Raw genomic sequence first — 21,501 nt, forward strand, 5'->3', positions numbered from 1 at the left:
TGATGCCTGCTAGGTCCGAGTCCGCCGAGCGCACCGCGCGGTTATTCGAACTTGCCGATCGTGTCACCGGATTCATGCCCGCCGATGAGGGCCGGGCGCTGCACGACGCCGCGCTGGCCTACTTCGATAACGGTGTGGGCGTAGAGATCGGGACGTACTGCGGCAAGTCGACAGTGCTGCTGGGTGCGGCCGCGATTGCCCGGGACAGCGTGCTCTACACCGTCGACCACCACCATGGTTCCGAAGAGCATCAGCCCGGGTGGGAATACCACGATCCGTCGCTGGTCGACAAGGCCACCGGACGTTTCGACACCTTGCCCGTCTTACGGCGCACGCTCGACGATGCCGGCCTGGACGACAACGTGGTGGCGGTGGTGGGCAAATCGACCGTGGTGGCCCGCGGCTGGCGCACTCAGCTGCAGCTGTTGTTCATCGACGGCGGGCACAGCGAGGCGGCCGCGCAGGCGGACTTCGACGGCTGGGCGCGATGGGTCAGCGTGGGTGGCGCGCTGATCATCCACGACGTCTTCCCCGACCCGCGCGACGGTGGGCAGGCGCCTTATCAGATCTATTGCCGCGCAGTGCAAAGCGGCGAGTTCGTGGAGAAATCCGTGAGCGGGTCGTTGCGGGTGCTGGAGCGAACCGCCGGCACGCCCGGCGCCATCAGCCCGAGCTGATCGCGCATTCGCAGTCGTAGTCGCCCTCCAACCCGCGCGGCAGATCGTCTCCCCGGAAGATGCCGCTGCCCGCGGTGGTGCACGACAGCGCGTCAGCCGCCAGAATCACGGCCGCTCCGGTCCAGGTGGTCCGTTCCACCGGCCAGCGCTTTCCGTCGCTGAATACCAGCCCGGTCCAATAGGAGCCGTCTTTCTCGCGCAAGTGCTGCATGGCGGCGAACTGCCGCAGCGCCGCGTGCCGGCTGCCCATCGCGTCGAGCGCCAACACCAATTCGCAAGTCTCCGCGCCGGTCACCCACGGCCGGTCGTCGACACACCGGATACCGAGCCCGTCGACGACGAAATCGCCCCACCGCTCGGCGATCCGGCTGCTCGCGGCGGGACCGCGAAGCGCGCCGCCCAGGATCGGGTAGTACCAGTCCATCGAGTGATGCGGCTTCTCGGTGAAGGCCGACGGGTGGGCGGTGATCGCGTGGCCCAGCCGGCCCAGGGCGACCTCCCACTCCGGTTGCGGCTCGTCGACGCAGTTCGCCAAGGCAAGCGCGCAGCGGATGCTGTGGAAAATGCTGGCACATCCGGTCAGCAGCGCCTCGGTAACCGGGCCGGAAGCGCCACGTGCCCAACAGATTTCACCGCCTGCAAGCTGCAACTCGAGCACGAAGTCGATCGCCGCGCGCACCGTCGGCCACATCGTGGCGGCAAACGTGTGATCACCGGTGACCAGCACATGGTGCCAGACTCCGACCGCGACGTAGGCGCAGAAATTGCTGTCACTGTTGGCGTCCTCGACGACTCCGGCACGCAGCTGGATCGGCCAGGAGCCGTCTGCGCGTTGTTGGTGCTGGCACCAGTCGAACGCACTGCGCGCCGGGCCGATCAAACCCGCGGCGGTAAGCGCCATCGCGCATTCGACATGATCCCAGGGGTCGGTGTGCCCGCCTTCCGACCACGGGATCGCCCCGGACGGCTCTTGCAGGGCGGCAATCGATTCCGCCGTCTGCCGGCATTGTGAGGGCGAGAGGACGCCAGGGACGTCCGGTGCCTTAAACCAATTCAACGGCGGGCACCGGTTTCTCGAAGTACAGCGCGACGCTCTTGCCGACCATCGGGTTGAGGGTTGATTCGGCCAGCCGGGTGAGCCACGGCCGCTGCACCATGTCCCAGACCAGCATCCTATGGTAGGCGGCGACAGCGGGGTGTGTTGAGTTCGACACCCCGACAAGGCATTTCAACCACCAAAACGGTGTATGCAGCCCGTGGGCGTGATGGGCATGAGTGAACGTCACTCCGGCGTTGGCGATTTTGGCACGCAGCCGGCTTGCCCGGTAAATCCGGATATGGCCGCCCTCGTTGCTGTGATAGTCATCGGATAGCAGCCAGCACACCCGTTCGGGTAGCCAGCGGGGCACGCTGACCGCCAGCTTGCCGCCGACCTTGAGCACCCGAACCAGCTCGTCGATCACCGCGTCGTCCGCCGGAACATGTTCAAGGATCTCCGACGCGATCACGCAGTCGAATGTGCGGTCGGGATAGGGCAGCGCCAGCGCATCCCCGGCGACTGTCTCGGCGGTAGCCGAAGCCGGCGCCTCGCCGGTATCGGCCATGGCGCGCAACACGGTGTCGACATCGGCCAGCTCGGCGGCATTTTGATCGAACGCGACCACATCGGCACCCCGCCGGTATGCCTCGAAGCTGTGCCGACCCGCGCCGCAGCCGACGTCGATGACCTTGGTGCCGGGACCGATACCCAGCCGGTCGAAGTCGACCGTCAGCACGGCTTGACCACTGCCGCGGCGGAATCGTGAACCGCTGCGTCACGGCTGATCGCGTGTTCATAGACCCGCGCGGTCTGCGCGGCGACGGACTCCCAGCTGTACACGTCGACGGCGCGACGACGGCCGGCCGTCCCGAGGCGGCGCCGCTGATCGGGCGACACCAGCAGCTCGCCGAGCACCCGGATCAGCTCAGCGGCGTCGCCCGGTCGCACCAGCCGTGCGCACTCGCCGTCGGGCCCGAGCACCTCAGGCAACGCCCCGGCACGGCTGGCCACGATCGGCGTTCCGCTGGCCATTGCTTCCACCGCCGGGAGCGAGAATCCCTCGTAAAGCGATGGAATGCAAGCGATTTCGGCGGACGCAAAAAGCGCGGCCAGCTCCGCGTCGGAAAGCCCGCTGGAAGTATGCACGATATCCGAGATACCGAGTTCGGCGATCAGCTTCTCGGTGGGCCCGTTCGGCTCCAGCTTGGCGACAAGTTGCAGTTCCAAGTCGTGTTCGGTGCGAAGCTTGGCCACCGCCTGCAACAGATGACCGACGCCCTTCAGCGGTCGGTCGGCGCTGGCGATCGCGATGATGCGCCCGGAGATTCGCCGCTGTGCGGACGGCGCGAACAGGCTGGTGTCGACGCCCAACGGCACCACGTGGAGTTGGTCCGGGTTGACGCCGAAGTCCGTGGTGATATCGGTGGCCGACGACGACGAGACGGTCAACAGGTCCGGAATGCTGCGGGCGACTTCCTCTTGCATACCCAAAAAGCCATACCACCGGCGTACCAACGGTTTACGCCACCACCGTGCTGCCGCGAGATCCAGTAACCGGTCACGAGTGATCGGGTGGTGCACGGTGGCCACCACAGGCAGCCCGAGTTCTGCGATCCTGAGCAGGCCTACGCCCAGGCTCTGATTGTCGTGCACCACGTCGAAATCGTCCCGTCGGCCGGCGAGCAGACGGGCGGCCCGCAGACTGAACGTGCGGGGTTCGGGGAATCCCGCCGTCCACACCGTGGCCAGCTCGAGAAGGTCGATCCGGTCGCGGATTTCGCGGGGGTGGGGGATTCGGAACGGGTCGGGTTCGCGGTACATGTCGAGACTGGGCACGCGGGTCAGCACCACCCGGGGATCGAGGCCCTCGGGATAGGGCGGACCGGAGAACACCTCGACGTGGTGTCCGAGTTCGACCAGGCCGCGGCTCAGGTGCCTGACGTATACCCCCTGCCCGCCGCAGTGCGTCTTGCTGCGATAGGACAGCAGGGCAATCCGCATGCTCACGCCCGTTCCGGTATGGCGTCGCCGACAGGTGTCACGGCGGAAGGATCGGCAGGGACGTCAGCGAGCTGTCTGGACACGTGTCTGGACTATAATTTGACGAGCTACGTGATGCAACGCACACCCCACCGGGGCGTTTTTTCGGCGGTGTGTGATCCCGGTCATTGCATAGCCGACCTATGTTGCGCGAGCCTTTCGCCGTGCCGTCCGACCGTACACACCTGGAATTCGTCTACGACCTCACACTCGACGAGGCCCGGCGGCGCGCGGCCGTCCTGGAGGCCATCGGGCCGGGCTGGGATCCGATTCGCGCGCTGGCCGACGAGGACCAGGCCTACGCGATGCTCTATTCGAATCTCGACGCCCAGCAGCAGCGCTACTACGACGCGCTGGTCAGCGCAGGCGTGCTGCCGGATCGGGCGGTGGACAATGCTTCCGATTGATCCGGACGCCGACAGGAGCCGCCGCGCATGGCTGCCCTGCCCGAACTGCGACCACGGCTCTGCATGCGACCCATGCCGGACCGGCCGGTCCTGCCGCACTCATTGGCAATACCTGCTCAGCAACGACGCCGCGGTGGTGCATCTGCAGTGCCCGACGTGCGCGCACTTGTGGTCACTGGACACCGCCGCGCCGCGTCGCCGCCTGAGCGGGTAGCCCCTGCGTCCACCGGCGATACCGTGGGGTATGCGGGCGTTGATCATCGTCGACGTACAAAACGACTTCTGCGAGGGCGGCTCGCTCCCTGTGACCGGTGGTGCCGCCGTGGCCCGCGCAATCACTGCCTATCTGGCTGCCGGCACCGACTACGACTACGTGGTCGCCACCCAGGATTCCCACATTGATCCGGGCGACCATTTCTCTGATCACCCGGACTATGTGTCGTCATGGCCGCCGCATTGCATCGCCGGAAGTCCCGGGGCGCAGTTCCATCCCAGCCTCGACCTCAGCCGCATCGACGCGGTTTTTCGCAAGGGCGCCTATTCGGCGGGCTACAGCGGGTTCGAAGGTGTCGACGACACCGGTACGCCGTTGGCCGAGTGGCTACGCCGCCACGATGTCAACGAGGTCGACGTCGTCGGCCTCGCCACCGATCAATGTGTGCGCGCGACCGCGCAGGATGCGGCGCGGGCCGGTTTCGCCACACGGGTGTTGCTCGATCTGACGGCGGGGGTAGGGGAGGAGTCCACCGCTGCGGCCGTCGACGCACTGCGGACGGCCGGCGTGGCGGTGGCGCCGAACGCCTGATGGGCGCGGACACTCACTGCATGGCGAGCAGTAGCAGCGAGGCCGTCGCCAACAGCAGATAGGCGCCGGGAAAGGCGATGTTGTAGAGCACGCCGGCTCGAATATGCGTGACGATCGCGCCGATGAAGAACAACACCAAACCCACCGCGGCCGCGATGCCGATGGCCGGCACCACCAGACCCGCGACCAGTCCGACGGCTCCGGCGAGCTTGAGCGTCCCGAGCATGGGCAACCAACTGCGCGGCACTCCCACCTCCGCCGAGTTGGCCAGCACGAAGCCGGCGGGAATGTAGTCGGCCACGGCGACTCCCGCGGTAACAACCACGGTGATCACCGTGACAACGAGGTATGCGATGCTCATTGCGTTGGGCTCCTTTATTGCGGAACTTTGGATGTACTCACCTCCTTGACGGTTTCCGCGTAGGGAAGGTGACCCATGAGCACGATCGAGGATTTCGCGCAGCGTTTCGACGCGGACCGGCGACACCTGCGCACGGTGGCTTTCCATCTGCTCGGCTCGGCCGCCGACGCCGAGGATGCGGTGCAATCCGCTTGGCTCAAGGCCAGCCGCACAGACCTCGATGCGATCGAGAACCTGACCGGCTGGTTCACCACGATCACAGCGCGCGAGGCGATCGACCAGCTTCGGGCGCGCAAACGGCGAGCCGAGCAGCCGCTGGAGGAACTGGACTCGGTAGACGCGGTCGCTGCGGCGCCGGCTGACGAGGACGTGCTGTTGGCGGATTCGGTCGACCGGGCATTGCTTGTGGTGATCGACCGGCTCTCGCCCGCGCAACGGGTCGCGTTCGTACTGCACGACGTGTTCGGTCTGCCATTCGAGACGATCGGCGACCTGTTGGACCGGTCACCGGACGCGGCCAAGAAGCTCGCGAGCCGGGCACGAGGGCAGCTGCACGCCGGCCAAACTGCCGAACCCACGCCGACGACCCAACACCGCAAGATCGTGGAGGCCTTCCTGGCGGCATCGCGCGGCGGTGACATCGCCACGCTGCTGAATCTGCTGGCCCCCGACGTCGTGCGCCGCGTGGACCGGGTCCTGGTGCCCGCCGACGTGCCGACCGAAGTCCGCGGCGCCAGGCGAGTCGCCGAGGAGACCCGACGGTTCACCCGCCGCGCCCGGACCGGCGCCGTGGTGCTCGTCGACGGCGCACCCGGCATTGCGCTCGCGCCGGGCGGACACCTGGAGGCGCTGCTGGTCATCGGCATCGGCGCCGGCGGCCGCATTCACACCGTCGACATCATCGGTGAGGCCGAGCGCCTGCGCAGGGCCGTGATCACGCTGCCGCGATGACGCACACCCGGGAATACTGAGAAAGCACCACCGACATCGGGAGCGCCATGTCCGACCAACGGTTCGCACGGCGGACGCTGTTGCGCTGCGCCGGCGCGCTCGGCGCGGCCTCACTGGCGCTGTGGCCCACCGGGTGTGGTCCCGGCGACGATGCGCTGACGTTCTTCTTCGCGGCCAATCCGGAAGAGGCTGATGCCAGGCTGCGGGTCGTCGATGCCTTTCGGCGCAGCCATCCCGCCATCAAGGTTCGCACCCTGCTGTCCGGACCGGACCCGCTGCAGCACATCTCGACCTATTGCGCCGGCGGCAAATGTCCGGACGTGCTGATGGCATGGGAATTCACGTATGCCGGGTTCGCCGACCGAGGGGTACTGCTGGACCTCAACACCATGTTGTCGCGAGATCGGGATTTCGCCGCGCAGCTCAAGGAACAAAGCGTCGCATCGTTGTATGAGACGTTCACGTTCGACGGCGGCCAGTACGCCTTTCCCGAACAGTGGTCCGGAAACTTCTTGTTCTACAACAAGAAACTCTTCGCCGACGCCGGTATACGTCCGCCGCCCGGGCGATGGGAACAGCCGTGGACTTTCGCCGAATTCCTTGACACCGCAAAGGCGCTCACCAAGAGCGACCGATCGGGGAAGGTCAGGCAGTGGGGATTCGTCGACACCTGGGTTGCGGCGTACGCGGCGGGGCTGTTCGGAATGAACAACGGTGTCCCGTGGTCCACCCCGCGGATGAATCCGACTCACCTCAACTTCGACCACGACGCATTCATCGAGGGCGTGCAGTTCTACGCCGACCTGGCCAACAAGCACAACGTCGCACCCACCTCCTCGGAAACCCAGTCGATGTCCACGATGGATCTGTTCTCCTCTGGCCAGGCCGCGATGGCGCTGGGCGGGCACTGGCGATACCAGACGTTCGACCGGGCCGACGGGCTGGATTTCGATGTCACCGTGCTCCCCACGGGACCCAGAGGCCGGGCTGCCCACTCGAACATCGGCACCACCGGGCTTGCCATCGCGGCGAGCAGCCGCCGCAAGGAGCAGGCCTGGGAGTTCGTAAAGTTCGCCACCGGCCCCGTCGGACAGGCCGTGATCGGTGAATCCGGTTTGTTCGTGCCGGTGCTGCGGTCGGCGATCGAGTCGCCCGGATTCGCCCACGCCCACAGGAGGATCGGCAATCTCGCGGTGCTGACCGGCGGGCCCGCCCATTCCGAGGGCATGCCGGTCACGCCGCAGTGGGCGAAGATCACTGCCTTGATGGAACGCAACTTCGGCCCGGTGCTGCGTGGCTCACGGCCGGCGAGATCGCTGGCCGACGGACTCACGCACGAGATCGACGAGGTGCTGCGCAGCCCATGACACCGATCGACGAATCCGCCGTCGTGGTGACGCCGCGGCGCCGATATTCTCGGCGACGCGCCCGAGCCGGGCGTCTGTTCGTCGCGCCCAACCTCGCGGCGGTCGCGGTGTTCATGCTGTTCCCACTCGGATTCTCGCTCTACATGAGCTTTCAGAACTGGGATCTGTTCACACCGCCGAAATTCGTCGGCCTGTCGAACTTCGGCAACCTCTTCGCCGCCGACCCGCTTTTCGTCATCGCACTGCGCAACACGATGGTTTACACCGTCGGGACCATCGTTCCGACGGTCTTGATCAGCCTCGCGGTGGCCGGTGTGCTCAACCGGAAAGTCAAGGGAATCGGTATTTTTCGAACGATTGTCTTTCTGCCGCTCGCGGTGTCGTCGGTGGTGATCGCCGTCGTGTGGCAGTTCGTGTTCAACACGGACAACGGCCTGCTCAACATCATGCTCGGCTGGATCGGAGTCGGACCGGTCCCGTGGCTGGTAGACCCGAATTGGGCCATGGTCTCGCTGTGCATGGTCAGCGTGTGGCGAAGCGTGCCCTTCGCGACCGTCATCCTGTTGGCCGCTATGCAGGGAGTGCCCGACACCCTCTATGAGGCAGCCAAACTCGATGGCGCCGGGGAGCTGCGGCAGTTCGTGTCGATCACCGTGCCGTTGATCCGTGGCGCACTGTCCTTCGTGGTGGTCATCTCGATCATCCACGCATTTCAGGCATTTGACCTCGTCTACGTTCTCACCGGACGCAACGGCGGCCCCGAGACGGGAACCTATGTCCTGGGAATCATGTTGTTCCAGCGCGCCTTTGCGTTCCTGGAATTCGGTTACGCGTCCGCGTTGGCCTGGGTGATGTTCGCCATCCTGCTGGTACTGACCGTCGTGCAGTTGCGGCTCACGCGCCGCCGAACCGCCGCGGAGGAACGATCGTGGGCCTAGCCGAGCGAGTGATCAAGCCCAGCGTTATGCGTGGCATCGCGCTGTATACCGCGCTCGTCGGTATCGCATGGTGTGCGCTGTTTCCGATCCTGTGGGCGGTTTCGGGCTCGTTGAAGAGCGAAGGCGAAGTGACGAGGCCGAAGCTGCTCCCTGGCCACCCGCAATGGTCCAACTACCGCGATGTGTTCTCCCTGATGCCGTTTTGGCGAATGTTTTTCAACTCCGTGCTCTATGCCGGGTGCGTCAGTGCCGGACAGGTGTTCTTCTGCTCACTGGCCGGATATGCCTTTGCGCGGTTACGGTTCCGGGGTCGCGATACGTTGTTCGTCTTGTACCTGGGCACGCTGATGGTGCCGCTGACCGTTACCGTGATCCCGCAGTTCATCCTGATGCGCGTCGCCGGGCTCACCGACACGCCATGGGCGATGATCGTGCCCGGATTGTTCGGCAGCGCGTTCGGCACCTACCTGATGCGCCAGTTCTTCCTCAGCCTGCCGACAGAGCTCGAGGAAGCGGCGATCCTCGACGGCTGCTCGCCGTGGCAGATCTATTGGCGCATACTGCTTCCGCACGCCAAGCCGGCGGTGATGGTGCTGGCGGTACTCACCTGGGTCAACGTGTGGAACGACTTTCTCTGGCCGCTGTTGATGATTCAGCGTATGAGCATCGCCACGCTCACGCTCGGGTTGGTGCACATGCAGGGCGAGTACGTGGCCCGTTGGCCAGTGCTGATGGCGGCATCCATGCTTATCCTGCTCCCGTTGATTCTCATCTACGCGGTTGCCCAGCGCGCGTTCATCCGCGGGATCGCCGTCACCGGTCTCGGCGGGTAGGTGTTCTGCAATGGCGACAGTTACTTTCGAGCAAGCGACACGGCGCTATCCCGGCACAACGCGGCCCGCGATCGACCACCTGGATTTGACCGTCGGCGACGGCGAGTTCGTCGTGTTGGTCGGACCGTCCGGATGCGGCAAAACGACGTCACTGCGGATGATCGCGGGATTGGAGACGGTGGATTCCGGACGTATCCGTATAGGGACGCGAGACGTAACCCATGACGACCCCAAAGACCGCGACGTCGCGATGGTATTCCAGAACTACGCCCTGTACCCGCACATGACGGTGGCCCAGAACATGGGCTTCGCGTTGAAGATCGCCAGAATCCCGCAAGCCGAGATCCGCGAGCGGATATTGGATGCGGCTCGACTGCTCGACCTCGAACCCTACCTGGACCGCAAACCCAAGGATCTGTCCGGCGGACAACGCCAGCGGGTGGCCATGGGACGGGCGATCGTGCGGCGACCGCAAGTGTTCTTGATGGACGAACCGCTGTCCAACCTCGACGCGAAACTGCGCGTGCAAACCCGCAACCAGATCGCCGGGTTGCAGCGGCGGCTGGGCACCACCACCGTCTACGTAACCCACGACCAGGTCGAGGCCATGACGATGGGTGACCGCGTCGCCGTGCTGCGCGACGGCGTGCTGCAACAGTTCGCGGCGCCGCGAGACCTCTACCGCAACCCGGTCAACGTCTTTGTGGCGGAGTTCATCGGCTCGCCTGCGATGAATCTTTTCACCCTTCCGGTCGCCGACCAATCCGTGTCGTTGGGCGACTGGCTGATCCCAATACCCCGCGAGATCGCCGACGCGGCCGAACAAATCGTGGTCGGTATCCGCCCGGAGCACTTCGAGATCGGGGGCCTCGGTGTCGAAATGCAGGTCGACGTCGTCGAAGAGCTCGGTGCAGACGCCTACCTCTATGGGCGAATCACCGGACCCGACGGAGCGCCGGGTCAGCCGATAACCGCGCGCGCCGATGGGCACAACCCGCCCCATCGGGGCAGCCGGGTGCGGTTGCATCCGCACCGCGGGCACATGCATTTTTTCGGCGTCGACGGCCAGCGGCTGGGCGGTTAGAGGCCGGCCCGTTCCAGCGCGGCGTCGAACTCTTCGCGCGCGGCCTTCTCCGTCTTACCCTCGGCCAGCGCCCGCTGGTACACCGCGAATAGTTCCGGGCCGACCTGCTCATACCGCGCGTCCCAGTGTTCGGAATGACGGCGCCAGTAACCCAGGACATCTAATTGCTCTGGTCCCCAGCCTCTTTCGGTACGTAGATACTTTCGGATGGCGCGTGTCTGGCTTGCCTCGGCGCCTACCCAGCCGTAGCTGCGATCGTCCGAGCAGTGCTGATCTGCTACCAATTCTGCCAAAACGCTTTCAGCGACACCGTTTCCGGTGCCAACGGAGTTGACGACGGACACATTCGGCCGCGCGGGCAGGTAGTCGAGGTCGCTTCGGTCGATAACCTCCACGATCGCCACAGCTCGCGATTCGGGCGACAGCTCATCGACGATGCGGGCGAGGGCCGGCAGTCCAGCGAGATCGGCCACCAGCAGTTGGAAATCGGATGCGGATGATGGCCGATACCACGAGTTGGGGTGCGCCAGCGTGACACGGTCGCCCGGTGCCGCCTGACTCAGCCAGTCGGTCCCGACTCCTCGTCCGTGCAGCACGAAGTCCACGGTGATCTGGTTGGTCGTCGAGTCGCAGTGGCGGACGGTGTAAGTGCGCCCCTGCGGTGCTGTTGTCTCGGGGCCGGTGGTTGGGAAGTAGATTCCCACCGCCGCATCTGCACAATCCGGCAACCCGAGCCGGTCGAGGCCCGGCACATGCAAGACGACCCTGTGCAGTCGTCGACTCAGAGAAAAAGTCTCAACTACCGAGGCGAAAAAGAAGCCCACCCATGCGAGGCTAGCGTGCTGTGCGAAGATGCCCCAGTGACCGAAGAGCCCGCGCATTTCGCGCTGAGCAGCAGCGGCGAATTCCTGCCGACACAATTTGCGCAGAGTCACTGGGGCAATGACCATCTGAACGGCCCAGCCGTCGTCGGGTTGGCGGCGCGTGCACTCGAACTAGACAGTGGCTCAGAGGACTTCATGCCCACGCGATTGACGGTGGACTTGCTGCGAGCAGCACGCGGCATTCCGACGACGGTGACGGTGCGCGTCGTGCGTGATGGCAGGCGAATTCGCAGCGCGGAGTGCGACCTGATCCAGGACAGCCGGCTGGTCGCGCGCGCTACTTTGCTGCAGTATCGCCGCTCGGCGGCGCCGCCAGGTCGGCTGTGGACAGCGCCGATGACGTTCCCGTCGCCGCCATCCGTTGACGATGCCGTGCTGACGCAGGTCGGAAGCGACGACGGCGGCTGGAGCCGGTCGCCCGGTGAGCAGCAGAACGCGTCCCGTAAGCGCTTCTACAACCGGCCTATCGAAGTGGTAGCAGGCGAGAAGAACTCAGACTTCGTGCGGGGGGTCATGGCCGCGGAGGCCACGAGCCTGGTGACGAATCTAGGCACCCGCGGTGTCGGCTATATCAACGGCGATTTGACAGTCGCGTTGGCTCGCTTGCCGGTCGGTGAATGGATTGGTGTGCAGGCCGACTCACATTGGGCGTCGGACGGCGTCGCCGTCGGGACGGCAACGCTTTTCGACCAGACGGGCCCGTTTGGGTCCGGGATGACTACCGCGGTCAGTAATCCGGCGGCACAGATCGACTTCACCAATGATCCGTTCCCGTTGCGAAGCCCGTAGGTTGTTATGGGCGTGAGATGCCCAGCGGCACTCCAGCAGTGAAGGTGACGGGCAGCTTGCCCAGCCCGGTAAGGCTGGGGTTGCCCAGGTATTCGTCGACGCCGGCGAGGTCGACCTGGTAGTCGGGAATGCGTTCCAGAACCGCCCTTATCATTACCTCGAACATGACCCGTGCCAAATGAGATCCGATGCACCGGTGCGGTCCGAGCCCGAAGGCGACGTGGCGGTTGGGGCTGCGGTCCAGGATGATCCGGTCAGGCTGCTCGAATTCTCGCTCGTCGTGGTTGGCGGCAAGCCAGCTGATGATGGCGCGATCGTTGCGCCGAAGGTGTTGCCCGCCCAAGACGACGTCACGGGTCACCGTCCGGCTGAGTTGCCGATTGATCGAAAAGTAGCGAAGGAACTCGTCGGTGGCGGTGCGGTAAAGCTCCGGGCGGTCGATGAGTTGCCGGCGTAGGTCCGCATGCGTGCCCAGGTGCCGCAGGGTCAGCGCGGTCTGTGACGTCGTCGTGTCGACGCCGCCGGCGATGAGATTCCACAGGATGTCGAGCAGTTGCTCGTCGTCGAGCCGCTTGCCGTCGAATTCGAACTGGATGAGGAAGCTGGTCAGGTCATCGCGCGGCTCGGCTCGTCTGGTCGCCGCAAACGCCATTACGCCCTGCATCATCGCCGGAACCTCGGCGATGGCTTTGGCGTACTCCTCGCTGTCCTGGGGAGCGGCCATCACGGAGTGAAACAGGTTGGCGTAGAGCTGCCAGTTGTCGTAGGGCAGTCCCATCAGCTTCATGGTCAGGATCGCGGGGACCGGGCTCGCGTAGTCGAGCACCAGGTCCATCTGCCCGTCGCCGATGCGTTGATCGAGGAACCAGTGGGCCCACTGTTCCATGAGCGGTCGCATCTTCTGCACGGCTCCCGGCGAGAAAAATGGTGCAAGGGCGTGTCGAAGGGCTTGGTGATAGGGGCCGTCGACTTCGCCGATTCCCAGGGCCGGTTGACCTTCGGGCCGTGGAATGCCCATCTCGCCCTGGTAGTCCACACCATCGGGCGCGTTCGGTTCGTACTTGTGCGCGAAGGTTTCGCCGTCGCGGGCGGTTTGAGTCACTGCGTCGTAACTGGTGACGAACCAGAATCCGCCGTAATTCTCGTTCCACGCCACCGGACACCGTCGCCGAAGCTCGCCGCTGACCTGCTGTTGGTTGAGGTTGAACTCGTCGGAATGATGATCGAAATCGGCGACCACCTCAGGGGCCACGTCGCGACGCCCTACTCCAGTCATCGGCAATCCTCCAACGCACAGCCCTGGCGCCGCTAAGCTATCAGCTTATTGCGCTATCTTTGCAAGTTTAGGATGCGCCCTTCCGCGGTGTAGATCGAGGTGATTCTGGTTGGCCGCGTCAGCCGAGGCCACGATTGGCGGATCACTTATTCCAGAGGTGCCCGACCTCGCCCGGATGCGTAGGGAGCGCTTCCAGCGACTGCAGGATCAGCTCGAGGCCCAGGGTTTGGACGGGCTGGTTCTGCTCGGCTCCAGCTCGGTGGCCTATGCCACCGGCGCCGCCGTGCCGGCCCAGGACGGCGACCGCGCGGCGCTGTTCCGGCCCGTGGCGGTTGTCGTCAAAGGGGATTCGTCGCCGCATCTCTACACCGGATACGGCGACGGGGTGCCCGCCGACCTTCCCGATGATCATCTGCACGGGCCGCTGTTTCCGGATCTCGACGACGGGATGGAGCACTTCGCGACGGCCCTCGCCCAGCACTTCCGCGGCGGCGCAGTTGTCGGGGTCGACGACCAGACGCACGCGATGTTGCGTGGGCTGCCCGAATTCGCCTGGGTCGACGCCGCCGCGGTGATGGGCGCGGCAAAGATCATCAAGACGCCCGACGAAGTGGCGTGTATTCGCCAGGCGCAGCGGCTCAACGAGTTGGCGATGATCGACGCGCTGCAACGCCTGCGACCGGGAATCCGGCAGATCGATTTGAGCGCCGTCTTCCTACGCCGCATCTTCGAGTTGGGTGCCTGCGCAAACGGCATCGATCCGATCTGGCAGGTGATGGCACCGACCCGCGAGCTTGGCCCGTGGACACTGCACGGCGACCTCGCTTACCCGACCGTCACCACCGACCGGTTCCTGCGGGAAGGCGACATCATCTGGGTGGACGCCGGCATCATCTGGGAGGGCTATGCCTCCGACTATGGGCGGACCTGGATCACCAGCGCCCATCCCGCTCCAAATGCCCGGCAGCAGTCCCAGTTCCGCCGCTGGCGTGCCGTGGTCGACGCCGCGCTGGACATCCTCAAACCCGGCGTTTCGGCCCGTCAGCTCGGCAAAGTCGCCACTGACGCCAATGACGGTGTTCGTCCATGGATCGAGCACTTCTACCTGGCTCACGGCGTCGGAACAGAAAGCGCCGAAATGCCGCTCATCGGAACCGATCTCGGCGAGCAGTTCGACGAGCAGCTCATCATGCAACCAGGAATGGTGGCCGTTTTCGAGCCCGTCATCTGGGATGACGGTGCGGCCGGGTACCGCTCGGAAGACATTGTCGCCGTGACCGATGCGGGATGGGTCAAACTCAGCGGCTCAACCTATGACCCTTACGGCCTGGACGCATGAGCCCCACTGCGCGTGACCGCGGTTTGCTCGTCGGGACGATGGGCCTGGAGGACGATGCCCGCGTCGACTTCACTCGACTGCGGGCGCAACGGCGCGCCACAGTGTTTTCCGGTATGGAACGCCACGATCTGGACGCGCTGGTGCTCGGCGGGGTTGGCGACGTGCATTACGTGTCAGGCGCTCGACTGCTGGCCCGAGCCGGGGTGCTTCCGTTTGCGCCGGCCGCCGTGGTGGTGCGGGAAACCGGCCGAGTGCACTTGCTCTCGACGTGGGACGAGGGAGTGCCGCCGGAAATCGGCCGTGACGATTTGTACGGCCTGAGCTGGAACCCGGCCAACCTGGCGAAGTCGCTCGCCGAGATACCGGGGTTGCCGGAGTCGCGGCGGATCGGCACCGACGGATTGACACCGTTGTTCGCCGATCTGCTGTCCCAGCTCTCCGACTCGGCCGAGCTGCTCGATGCCGCACCGGTGATGGCAACGGCGCGGCGGATCAAGACGCCCGATGAGATCACCTGCCTGGAGGTGGCGTCGGCCATCGCCGAGGCCGCGCTGGGTGCGCTCGAAGACGCCTTGCAGCCGGGCATCACCGAGCGCGAACTGCTCGGGATCTACTGCGAGCGGATAGCCAGCCTCGGGGCGCCGATTGCGCCGTCGGAAAGCGTCTGCTTCGCCACGCCCACGCGTGGTCCCGTGAGATTCCGCCATCTGTGCTCCGACCGTCCGATCGGTGACGGCGAATTGGTTGTGCTCGCGCCGGGCGCGCTGTACGCCGGATACGAGGCGGCACTGGCCCGTACGCGCACGGCGGGACGGTCGGCTCCGCCGGCAGCGGCGGATCTGTCCTCGCGGTGCACGCGCAGCATGGACGCACTGTTGGCGGCGTGCCGTGCGGGCAACACCGGCGCGGACCTGTATCGAGCCTGGGAGAGCGCTGGCAATTCAGAGTCGCCGGTGCCGCTGGCCCATGGGCTGGGACTGGGCGCGGAGCCGCCGCTGATCGGTTTGGGCCGCGGAAGCGAGGCCATCCTCGAGGAAGGCATGGTTTTGTGCATCCAGTCGTGGGTCGCCGAGGCCGGCGTCGGAGGATGTCTCGAGCGGGCCACGATCTGGATCGAAAGCGCAAGATCCTCGACACTCACCCGCTACGGAAGGCTGTAATGACCCGTCACCGAACAGTTTTCAACCACGTTGGACTTTGCGTCGCGGATCGCGAGCGGTCGCGGCGCTTCTACGAGGGCCTGCTTGGATTCAAGTTCTGGTGGGAACTCGAACCGCCCGATGACGGCACCGATAAGCTTCTGCAACTGGACAAGCCCCTCGGAGTGCATGCGACTTACCTGGTCCGCGACGGCTTTGTCCTCGAACTTATGGACTATTCAGAACGCGAGGTGCATGCGGGGCCGGTTCGAGTCATGGACGAACTGGGACTCACGCACATGTCGCTGTCGGTATCCGATCTCAACGGCGTGCTGGGTACGGTCGACGACTTCGGGGGATCGGTGGTCAAGGACACGGTATCCGAGCAATCGGCGATGATCCGCGATCCCGACGGGCAGCTGATCGAGCTGCTCCCGGATTCCTGGCTCGACGTCCTGCCACCGCGCCCTCGAACCTGAAACGCGGTGTGCCGCGGCATACTTCACAGGTTCAGGATACGGGGGAGAAGCGTCACAGTGACGAATTGCTGTCCGCGGAGCTCTGGCCGAGGCTCAGGAAGTGTTCAGTGCCACTGCTGCACGAATGAGCGCCTTGAATGCCTTTTCATCAATTTTGTCGTGCTCATGGAAATCGATGGCACGTCTGGTGTTGCCTTCGAGACTGGAGTTGAAAAGGCCCGACGGATCTGCCAACGATGCACCCTTGGCGAAGGTCACCTTTACGACATTCTTGTAGGTCTCACCGGTGCAGATCATTCCGGCGTGATACCAGACCGGGACACCGCGCCACTTCCAATCCTCGACCACTTCCGGGTCGGCCTGTTTGATCAGCTCTCTGATGCGAGCGAGCATCTCGCCCCGCCAATCACCCAGCTCCTTGATTCTCGCGTCTATCAGGTGGGAGGCAGACTCTTGGGCCATAGTGGTTATCGCTTTCCTTCCAATAGCCCTGCGCTGCAAGGCATTCCGTCACAGTGACGAATAGACATGGACTGGGGTGGGGCCAAGGGGCGGGGAGGAGATCCGTCGCCACCCTAGCCGCCGACGCTCAGGCTACCCGGTCCGACTGGTAAACCTACAGCGCACCGAAGCGCTTGTGACAAGACCCAAGGGAAGCTACAAGCCGCCCACGAATAGCACTGCGCCCCAGGTGATTTCGTCACAGTGACGAATTTTGGTGGTCTAGCCGAAAGGAGCGGAGTGGTCGAGAGCGCCTTCGCCGCCCAGTTCGGCGGCCCTCGGTCCGCTCAACCGCCTGACCGACCTGGTCGCGGAACAGAAAGAATGCGCAGCAGATAGTTGGGCGACCGCACGTACGCCTCAATCAAGGGACCGATCTAACTGCTTTATTCGCTGCGCCCCACGTCGGCCCCTGTACCGATAAGCGACATTATGTCAAGTACACCTCGCCCTACTGTGGAGGGGCGTCGCGGTGAGTTTTGCCCTCCGGTGCAGTCTGATCTTCATGGGCAAACTCAGCTATGGCTTCAACGTGTCGGTGGACGGGTACATCGCCGACGCGCAAGGCAACATCGACTGGGCGGATCCCAGCGAAGAACTCCACCAGTACTGGAACGACTTCGAGCGGGAGACTGCCCTGTCGTTCTACGGCCGGCGGCTCTACGAACTGATGTCCGCGTACTGGCCGACCGCCGACAAGGCTCCGGACGCCACCCCTCTGATCGTTGACTTCGCCCGCATCTGGCGCGACATGCCCAAGGTTGTGTTCTCGCGCACCCTGGAGTCCGTCGACTGGAACTCCCGCCTGGAACGCGGCGACCCGGTCGAGGTGGTGACGAAGCTGAAAGCCGAAACCGACGGCAGACTGGAGGTGGCCGGCGCGCCGCTGGCCGCACCGATCGTGCAGGCCGGACTGGTGGACGAGTAACCGGATCGTGGTGGCGCCCATTGCCGTGGGCGGCGGCATCCCGTTCTTTCCAACGCTGCCGTCATGGATGTCGCTGCGTCTGTTGGAGAACCGCACCTTCGCGGGCGGCACGGTCCTGCTGCGCTACGAGGCGAAACGCGATTGACCGGTATGCGGCTTTGGGGTTGGTGGGTCTTGGAGCGGTCGAGCCTCGGTGCGCAGTCACCCTAGGTGCAACGATATTGCCGGTTGAGCACGCAATTCGACGGTGGCGAGTAGGAACCGGTCAGCACCCCTCTGAAACCACCTGTGGCTGAACCACCGGGTGCAATGGTGCGATTCCAATTTGCCGGGGTGAGCACGTAGTGCGTGCCAGACTGGGTAACGGTGCTATTCCACGTGTGCGAGACGGATTGTCCCACCGGCATGTCGAATTCAAGCTTCCAATCGCTTAGCGGCACCGTACTCGAGTTGGTGACGGTGAAGCGCGCGATGAAACCGGTCTGCCAGGCATGTTCCACGGACAACGTCGCCGTGGGCGTCGCCGCATGAGCTACGGGGGTGATGGCGAGTCCCAGGAGGGCAACTATCAATGCGGACGCGGTTACGTGAAGCGCTGTGCGCCAGCGCTTCACGTAATTGTCCAGTCCGACCATGGCAGCCAACTCTAAAGCCAAGCAGGCGATATGAGCTTTCGCATCGCGGGTAAGCTGCCGTACCTTTGCTCAACTGAAACCATCATGAAATTTGGCCTCGGCGGGTTACCAGCCCTTAGGATTGGTTCCGTTCGGCCAGGTCCTGCAGGAACCGGGGCATTCGCCCAGCGCCGAAGTCGTAATAGCGCACCCAGTGCGGCGTGATCGCAATTCGAGCCATCTGGTCGTACATCTCGCGGACGTTGCGCTCGAATTCGGCCGCGCCTTCGGCGTCCATGGACCGCCTCGCCGCGGCGAGGTACTCGTCGACCACGCCATCGACAATCTCGACACTCGCCTGCCCGCGTATCGAAAGGGATCGCGCCTGGTCGGGAGTATCGCCTGCGTCGATGGCCAGCGCAACGGCCGGGCGAGTAGACAGCGCCTTGACCTTCGGCGCGGTTGCCGCCGTGGAGATGACGAATTGGTTGCCAGTCCAGAAGAATCCGACCGGAACGACCCGCGGTGTCTCATCCTCCCCGATGTAGGCGAGGTGGGCGGCCGAGGTGCTGGCGAGCAACTCCTGCGCGCCAGTCGTGGATAGTTCGTCATCGATCTCTTGCGGCTCCACGGCTCTCCTGTCGGTTATCTCGTCATCGAGGCAGTAATCCACAATGTCGTCAAGTCTGCTGGATCCTGCAGAAAACGCATTAGGCTCCTCGATGTCACTGTCATATGGCGCATCAGGAGCCCGACATGAACTCAGAGGCGCAAGGACCCGAGAAGGACGTTCGTCGGCTGCGCGAATTCACCGCATTCGACAAATTCTCCGATGATGAGCTGGAGCGCCTCGTCCGCGCTGCACATCGCACTTCACAGTCGGTGCCGTGGCCGCTGATTCGTGAGCAGACGCCGTCGGACGAATGCTACATCCTGCTCAGCGGAGAGGTCGGAGTGTACGTCGGTCAGGACCGCGTTGCCGTGTTGGGGCCGGGCGAGGTGATCGGCGAATCTGCCCTGCGCCGTGGGAAATTGCGTTCCGCGACCGTTACGACGATCGGGCCGGCCGAGGTGCTGCGTATCGAGCGCGATGATCTCGCCCGCTTGCTCGACGAGATACCCGCACTGCGTGAAACGATGGAGGCCACTGCCGCTCGGCATGCCCCTGTCCCCCGTCCTCCGAAGCCAAAACCGGCGCGCTCCAAGGTAAATGTGTCCGTCCCAACCGAGTTGGTCGAGCAGTTCGAGCAGGCCGCCGACACCGCCGGTATAGGCGTCGCGGCCGCGCTCGAGGATGCGCTGACCCAGTGGATCGAACGGAACAAATAAGGGCGGAGCCAGCGGGAAATAATTCACCTGCGGAGGCGACGTATCCTTTCGCAATGGCATCGAGCGTGTCAGGCAAGATCGCATTCGTGACCGGCGGCGCGTCCGGCATCGGCGCGGCGTTGACGACCGAGCTGAGCAACCGGGGCGCGGAGGTATGGATCGCCGATCGCCAGATCGGCCCGGCGCAGGAGCTGGCGCAACGGCTCAATACTGCTGATGCAAAGGCGCACGCGATCGAGCTTGATGTGCGCGACTACTCGTCGTTCGAACGCGCTGTCGCCGAGGCGGTGCGCCAATCCGGGCGGATCGACTATCTGTTCAACAATGCCGGTATCGGGGTCGCCGGTGAGGTCGACTCGTACACGCTCGATGACTGGAACGATGTCTTCGACGTGAACCTGCGCGGCGTGGTGCACGGCATCCAAGCGGTCTACCCGATCATGATCCGACAGCACTCGGGCCACATTGTGAACACGGCGTCCATGGCCGGTCTTGTCGCCACAGCCGGGCAGACGAGCTATACCGCTACCAAACACGCCGTCGTCGCGATCTCGAGATCACTGCGGATCGAGGCCGAACGCCACGGCGTGCGGGTCTCGGTTTGTGCCCCGGCGTGATCCGGACCCCGATACTCACCGGCGGCCAATACGGAAGGACCATCAAGGCCGGCCTCAGCGACGAGCAGATCCTCAAACAGTGGCAACAGCTGCGGCCGATGCCACCCGAGAAGTTCGCCGAGCGGGCCATTCGCGCCGTGCTACGCGGAGACGCGATCATTGTTGTGCCGGCGTGGTGGAAAGTGTTCTGGTACCTGGAGCGGCTCTCCCCCTCGTTGTCGATGCGACTTACAAAACGCGCGCTGACGCGCATGCGGGAATTGCAGTCCACCGCCCAGGTGCGGGATGTCCGCTGACGTGCTGTCGAAGGGCAACGTCGCCGTCGTCACCGGAGCCGGCTCGGGAATCGGCGCGGCGATAGCGCGTGCCGTGGCGGATCGAGGGATGCGCACGGTGCTGGCCGACGTGGCCGCCGATCGCATCGAGGCTCTGGCAGCCGAGCTGCGCGACGACGGTGCCACCGTGACGTGCGTACCCACTGACGTCAGCGACGCCGCCCAGGTGGACCGACTCGCCGCAGTCGCGGCCGAATCCTTCGGTCCGGTCAACCTTCTCGTCAACAACGCCGGCATCGAAACCACCGGGCGGCTCTGGGAGATCGACAAGAAGCGGTGGGACGCGACGATCGGGATCAACGTGACCGGTGTGTATCACGGCGTGCGCTCGTTCGTGCCGGCGATGATCGCCGCGGGTGCGCCGGCGCACATCGTCAATCTGGCGTCGGTGGGCAGCCTCATGGTCGGTCCGTTCCAAGCCCCCTACATTGCAAGCAAACACGCTGTCCTCGCTTTAACGGAGTGTCTGTTCCACGAGTTTCAAGCAGAGGACATCCGGATCGGTGTCTCCGCCGTGCTGCCGGGTCCCGTGGCGACGCGAATATTCGCTGATGCCGTCAGCGCCGACGTGAATGGCGTTGGTGCGCAACAACGCGAGCAGATGCAGTCACTGCTGGACGATGCCGGGATTTCCCCGCGGCAGGCCGCCGATCTGGTACTCGCCGGTGTGGAGGCCGACCGCCTGTGGATCCACACCCATCCCGACTGGTCAGAAGGAGCAATCCAGCAGCGGTGGCAGGCTCTGCTCGACGGACTCCCCCACGACTAG

23 protein-coding genes and 2 pseudogenes are annotated in these 21,501 nt (G+C 64.7%); 16 read left to right on the forward strand and 9 right to left on the reverse strand.

From position 1 onward, the window contains the following. Positions 1 to 2: 2 nt before the first annotated feature. On the forward strand, positions 3 to 677 hold the full coding sequence (locus AWC06_RS21200) for a class I SAM-dependent methyltransferase (protein ID WP_085200106.1): 675 nt from the start codon (positions 3 to 5) through the stop codon (positions 675 to 677). Here AWC06_RS21200 and mmpH read toward each other — a convergent pair. The 3 genes from mmpH to manT are packed head-to-tail and all read right to left on the reverse strand — an operon-like array spanning position 664 to position 3,717. After that, positions 664 to 1,734 carry an MMP endo-(1,4)-3-O-methyl-alpha-D-mannosidase gene (gene mmpH, locus AWC06_RS21205; RefSeq protein WP_085199919.1) on the reverse strand — a complete coding sequence of 357 codons (1,071 nt, stop codon included), beginning with the start codon at positions 1,732 to 1,734 and terminating at the stop codon, positions 664 to 666. The genes AWC06_RS21200 and mmpH overlap by 14 nt on opposite strands. Further along, the gene (locus AWC06_RS21210; RefSeq protein ID WP_085199920.1) at positions 1,721 to 2,452 is read right to left on the reverse strand and encodes a class I SAM-dependent methyltransferase; all 732 of its coding nucleotides are present in this window, start codon (positions 2,450 to 2,452) and stop codon (positions 1,721 to 1,723) included. The genes mmpH and AWC06_RS21210 overlap by 14 nt, the downstream gene beginning before the upstream one ends. After that, positions 2,446 to 3,717 carry an MMP alpha-(1->4)-mannosyltransferase gene (gene manT / locus AWC06_RS21215; RefSeq protein WP_085199921.1) on the reverse strand — a complete coding sequence of 424 codons (1,272 nt, stop codon included), beginning with the start codon at positions 3,715 to 3,717 and terminating at the stop codon, positions 2,446 to 2,448. Before manT ends, AWC06_RS21210 begins: the two co-directional genes overlap by 7 nt. Before the next feature lie 203 nt (positions 3,718 to 3,920). Here manT and AWC06_RS21220 point away from each other — a divergent pair, with 203 nt between their 5' ends. Together AWC06_RS21220 and pncA are read left to right on the forward strand one after the other, a co-directional pair. Further along, positions 3,921 to 4,163 carry a DUF6400 family protein gene (locus AWC06_RS21220; RefSeq protein WP_085200107.1) on the forward strand — a complete coding sequence of 81 codons (243 nt, stop codon included), beginning with the start codon at positions 3,921 to 3,923 and terminating at the stop codon, positions 4,161 to 4,163. A 244-nt stretch (positions 4,164 to 4,407) separates the two neighbouring features. Beyond that, a complete protein-coding gene (gene pncA, locus AWC06_RS21230; RefSeq protein WP_085199923.1) occupies positions 4,408 to 4,968 on the forward strand; it encodes a pyrazinamidase PncA in 561 nt (186 codons plus the stop codon). A 13-nt stretch (positions 4,969 to 4,981) separates the two neighbouring features. Here the strand turns inward: pncA and AWC06_RS21235 are convergent, their stop codons facing one another. Continuing rightward, positions 4,982 to 5,329 carry a DoxX family protein gene (locus AWC06_RS21235; protein WP_085199924.1) on the reverse strand — a complete coding sequence of 116 codons (348 nt, stop codon included), beginning with the start codon at positions 5,327 to 5,329 and terminating at the stop codon, positions 4,982 to 4,984. 75 nt (positions 5,330 to 5,404) lie between these two features. On the opposite strand from AWC06_RS21235, the gene AWC06_RS21240 reads away from it, so the two are divergent. The 5 genes from AWC06_RS21240 to AWC06_RS21260 are packed head-to-tail and all read left to right on the forward strand — an operon-like array spanning position 5,405 to position 10,502. Next, entirely contained in the window at positions 5,405 to 6,280 is an 876-nt protein-coding gene (locus AWC06_RS21240; protein ID WP_085199925.1) for a sigma-70 family RNA polymerase sigma factor, read from the forward strand. A gap of 47 nt (positions 6,281 to 6,327) precedes the next feature. Further along, positions 6,328 to 7,647, forward strand: coding sequence for an ABC transporter substrate-binding protein (locus AWC06_RS21245; protein WP_085199926.1), 1,320 nt, complete (start codon positions 6,328 to 6,330; stop codon positions 7,645 to 7,647). Beyond that, entirely contained in the window at positions 7,644 to 8,585 is a 942-nt protein-coding gene (locus AWC06_RS21250; RefSeq protein WP_085199927.1) for a carbohydrate ABC transporter permease, read from the forward strand. Before AWC06_RS21245 ends, AWC06_RS21250 begins: the two co-directional genes overlap by 4 nt. A gap of 26 nt (positions 8,586 to 8,611) precedes the next feature. Next, positions 8,612 to 9,418 carry a carbohydrate ABC transporter permease gene (locus AWC06_RS21255; RefSeq protein ID WP_264480425.1) on the forward strand — a complete coding sequence of 269 codons (807 nt, stop codon included), beginning with the start codon at positions 8,612 to 8,614 and terminating at the stop codon, positions 9,416 to 9,418. Between the two features lie 10 nt (positions 9,419 to 9,428). Further along, a complete protein-coding gene (locus AWC06_RS21260; protein WP_085199929.1) occupies positions 9,429 to 10,502 on the forward strand; it encodes an ABC transporter ATP-binding protein in 1,074 nt (357 codons plus the stop codon). Here AWC06_RS21260 and AWC06_RS21265 read toward each other — a convergent pair. Beyond that, positions 10,499 to 11,326, reverse strand: a complete 828-nt coding sequence (locus tag AWC06_RS21265) for a siderophore-interacting protein (protein WP_085200108.1) — start codon at positions 11,324 to 11,326, stop codon at positions 10,499 to 10,501. The two genes, AWC06_RS21260 and AWC06_RS21265, sit on opposite strands and share 4 nt — an antisense overlap. Positions 11,327 to 11,362: 36 nt before the next feature. On the opposite strand from AWC06_RS21265, the gene AWC06_RS21270 reads away from it, so the two are divergent. Beyond that, on the forward strand, positions 11,363 to 12,175 hold the full coding sequence (locus AWC06_RS21270; protein WP_085200109.1) for a thioesterase family protein: 813 nt from the start codon (positions 11,363 to 11,365) through the stop codon (positions 12,173 to 12,175). Between the two features lie 4 nt (positions 12,176 to 12,179). Here the strand turns inward: AWC06_RS21270 and AWC06_RS21275 are convergent, their stop codons facing one another. Next, positions 12,180 to 13,451, reverse strand: coding sequence for a cytochrome P450 (locus AWC06_RS21275; RefSeq protein ID WP_085199930.1), 1,272 nt, complete (start codon positions 13,449 to 13,451; stop codon positions 12,180 to 12,182). A gap of 175 nt (positions 13,452 to 13,626) precedes the next feature. Between AWC06_RS21275 and AWC06_RS21280 the strand changes: the two genes are divergently transcribed. From AWC06_RS21280 to AWC06_RS21290, 3 genes are read left to right on the forward strand one after another with little or no spacing between them, the layout of a single operon-like run. Next, positions 13,627 to 14,790: a M24 family metallopeptidase gene (locus tag AWC06_RS21280; RefSeq protein WP_085200110.1), complete on the forward strand. Its 1,164-nt coding sequence runs from the start codon at positions 13,627 to 13,629 to the stop codon at positions 14,788 to 14,790. Beyond that, the gene (locus AWC06_RS21285) at positions 14,787 to 15,950 is read left to right on the forward strand and encodes a M24 family metallopeptidase (protein WP_085199931.1); all 1,164 of its coding nucleotides are present in this window, start codon (positions 14,787 to 14,789) and stop codon (positions 15,948 to 15,950) included. The genes AWC06_RS21280 and AWC06_RS21285 overlap by 4 nt, the downstream gene beginning before the upstream one ends. After that, positions 15,950 to 16,408, forward strand: coding sequence for a VOC family protein (locus AWC06_RS21290; RefSeq protein WP_085199932.1), 459 nt, complete (start codon positions 15,950 to 15,952; stop codon positions 16,406 to 16,408). Before AWC06_RS21285 ends, AWC06_RS21290 begins: the two co-directional genes overlap by 1 nt. A gap of 93 nt (positions 16,409 to 16,501) precedes the next feature. Here AWC06_RS21290 and AWC06_RS21295 read toward each other — a convergent pair whose 3' ends face one another. Further along, positions 16,502 to 16,870, reverse strand: a complete 369-nt coding sequence (locus tag AWC06_RS21295; protein ID WP_085199933.1) for a DUF1801 domain-containing protein — start codon at positions 16,868 to 16,870, stop codon at positions 16,502 to 16,504. Positions 16,871 to 17,414: 544 nt separating this feature from the next. On the opposite strand from AWC06_RS21295, the pseudogene AWC06_RS21300 reads away from it, so the two are divergent. Next, positions 17,415 to 17,982: pseudogene (locus AWC06_RS21300) on the forward strand (dihydrofolate reductase family protein). A 61-nt stretch (positions 17,983 to 18,043) separates the two neighbouring features. Here AWC06_RS21300 and AWC06_RS21305 read toward each other — a convergent pair. Further along, positions 18,044 to 18,472 carry a cellulose-binding domain-containing protein gene (locus AWC06_RS21305; protein WP_085199934.1) on the reverse strand — a complete coding sequence of 143 codons (429 nt, stop codon included), beginning with the start codon at positions 18,470 to 18,472 and terminating at the stop codon, positions 18,044 to 18,046. Between the two features lie 115 nt (positions 18,473 to 18,587). After that, positions 18,588 to 19,082 carry a pyridoxamine 5'-phosphate oxidase family protein gene (locus AWC06_RS21310; protein ID WP_085199935.1) on the reverse strand — a complete coding sequence of 165 codons (495 nt, stop codon included), beginning with the start codon at positions 19,080 to 19,082 and terminating at the stop codon, positions 18,588 to 18,590. Between the two features lie 125 nt (positions 19,083 to 19,207). Here AWC06_RS21310 and AWC06_RS21315 point away from each other — a divergent pair, with 125 nt between their 5' ends. The 3 genes and pseudogenes from AWC06_RS21315 (at position 19,208) to AWC06_RS21325 (ending at position 21,501) form a co-directional block, all read left to right on the forward strand. Continuing rightward, positions 19,208 to 19,780: a cyclic nucleotide-binding domain-containing protein gene (locus tag AWC06_RS21315; protein WP_085200111.1), complete on the forward strand. Its 573-nt coding sequence runs from the start codon at positions 19,208 to 19,210 to the stop codon at positions 19,778 to 19,780. Between the two features lie 53 nt (positions 19,781 to 19,833). Continuing rightward, positions 19,834 to 20,693 (forward strand): annotated as a pseudogene (locus AWC06_RS21320) (SDR family NAD(P)-dependent oxidoreductase). Beyond that, positions 20,683 to 21,501 carry an SDR family NAD(P)-dependent oxidoreductase gene (locus tag AWC06_RS21325; RefSeq protein ID WP_085199936.1) on the forward strand — a complete coding sequence of 273 codons (819 nt, stop codon included), beginning with the start codon at positions 20,683 to 20,685 and terminating at the stop codon, positions 21,499 to 21,501. The pseudogene AWC06_RS21320 and the gene AWC06_RS21325 overlap by 11 nt, the downstream one beginning before the upstream one ends.

It is taken from the genome of Mycobacterium fragae (assembly GCF_002102185.1).
Taxonomy (GTDB): Bacteria; Actinomycetota; Actinomycetes; order Mycobacteriales; family Mycobacteriaceae; genus Mycobacterium; species Mycobacterium fragae.

Bases quoted from the DNA above. Each gene is read 5' to 3' on its own strand.
- AWC06_RS21290 (WP_085199932.1), top strand. From the start codon at position 15,950: ATGACCCGTCACCGAACAGTTTTCAACCACGTTGGACTTTGCGTCGCG.
- AWC06_RS21255 (WP_264480425.1), top strand. From the start codon at position 8,612: ATGCGTGGCATCGCGCTGTATACCGCGCTCGTCGGTATCGCATGGTGT.
- AWC06_RS21295 (WP_085199933.1), bottom strand. From the start codon at position 16,870: ATGGCCCAAGAGTCTGCCTCCCACCTGATAGACGCGAGAATCAAGGAG.
- AWC06_RS21305 (WP_085199934.1), bottom strand. From the start codon at position 18,472: ATGGTCGGACTGGACAATTACGTGAAGCGCTGGCGCACAGCGCTTCAC.
- AWC06_RS21280 (WP_085200110.1), top strand. From the start codon at position 13,627: ATGCGTAGGGAGCGCTTCCAGCGACTGCAGGATCAGCTCGAGGCCCAG.
- AWC06_RS21315 (WP_085200111.1), top strand. From the start codon at position 19,208: ATGAACTCAGAGGCGCAAGGACCCGAGAAGGACGTTCGTCGGCTGCGC.
- AWC06_RS21260 (WP_085199929.1), top strand. From the start codon at position 9,429: ATGGCGACAGTTACTTTCGAGCAAGCGACACGGCGCTATCCCGGCACA.
- AWC06_RS21275 (WP_085199930.1), bottom strand. From the start codon at position 13,451: ATGACTGGAGTAGGGCGTCGCGACGTGGCCCCTGAGGTGGTCGCCGAT.
- AWC06_RS21250 (WP_085199927.1), top strand. From the start codon at position 7,644: ATGACACCGATCGACGAATCCGCCGTCGTGGTGACGCCGCGGCGCCGA.
- pncA (WP_085199923.1), top strand. From the start codon at position 4,408: ATGCGGGCGTTGATCATCGTCGACGTACAAAACGACTTCTGCGAGGGC.
- manT (WP_085199921.1), bottom strand. From the start codon at position 3,717: ATGCGGATTGCCCTGCTGTCCTATCGCAGCAAGACGCACTGCGGCGGG.
- AWC06_RS21235 (WP_085199924.1), bottom strand. From the start codon at position 5,329: ATGAGCATCGCATACCTCGTTGTCACGGTGATCACCGTGGTTGTTACC.
- AWC06_RS21285 (WP_085199931.1), top strand. From the start codon at position 14,787: ATGAGCCCCACTGCGCGTGACCGCGGTTTGCTCGTCGGGACGATGGGC.
- AWC06_RS21240 (WP_085199925.1), top strand. From the start codon at position 5,405: ATGAGCACGATCGAGGATTTCGCGCAGCGTTTCGACGCGGACCGGCGA.
- AWC06_RS21200 (WP_085200106.1), top strand. From the start codon at position 3: ATGCCTGCTAGGTCCGAGTCCGCCGAGCGCACCGCGCGGTTATTCGAA.
- AWC06_RS21245 (WP_085199926.1), top strand. From the start codon at position 6,328: ATGTCCGACCAACGGTTCGCACGGCGGACGCTGTTGCGCTGCGCCGGC.
- AWC06_RS21325 (WP_085199936.1), top strand. From the start codon at position 20,683: ATGTCCGCTGACGTGCTGTCGAAGGGCAACGTCGCCGTCGTCACCGGA.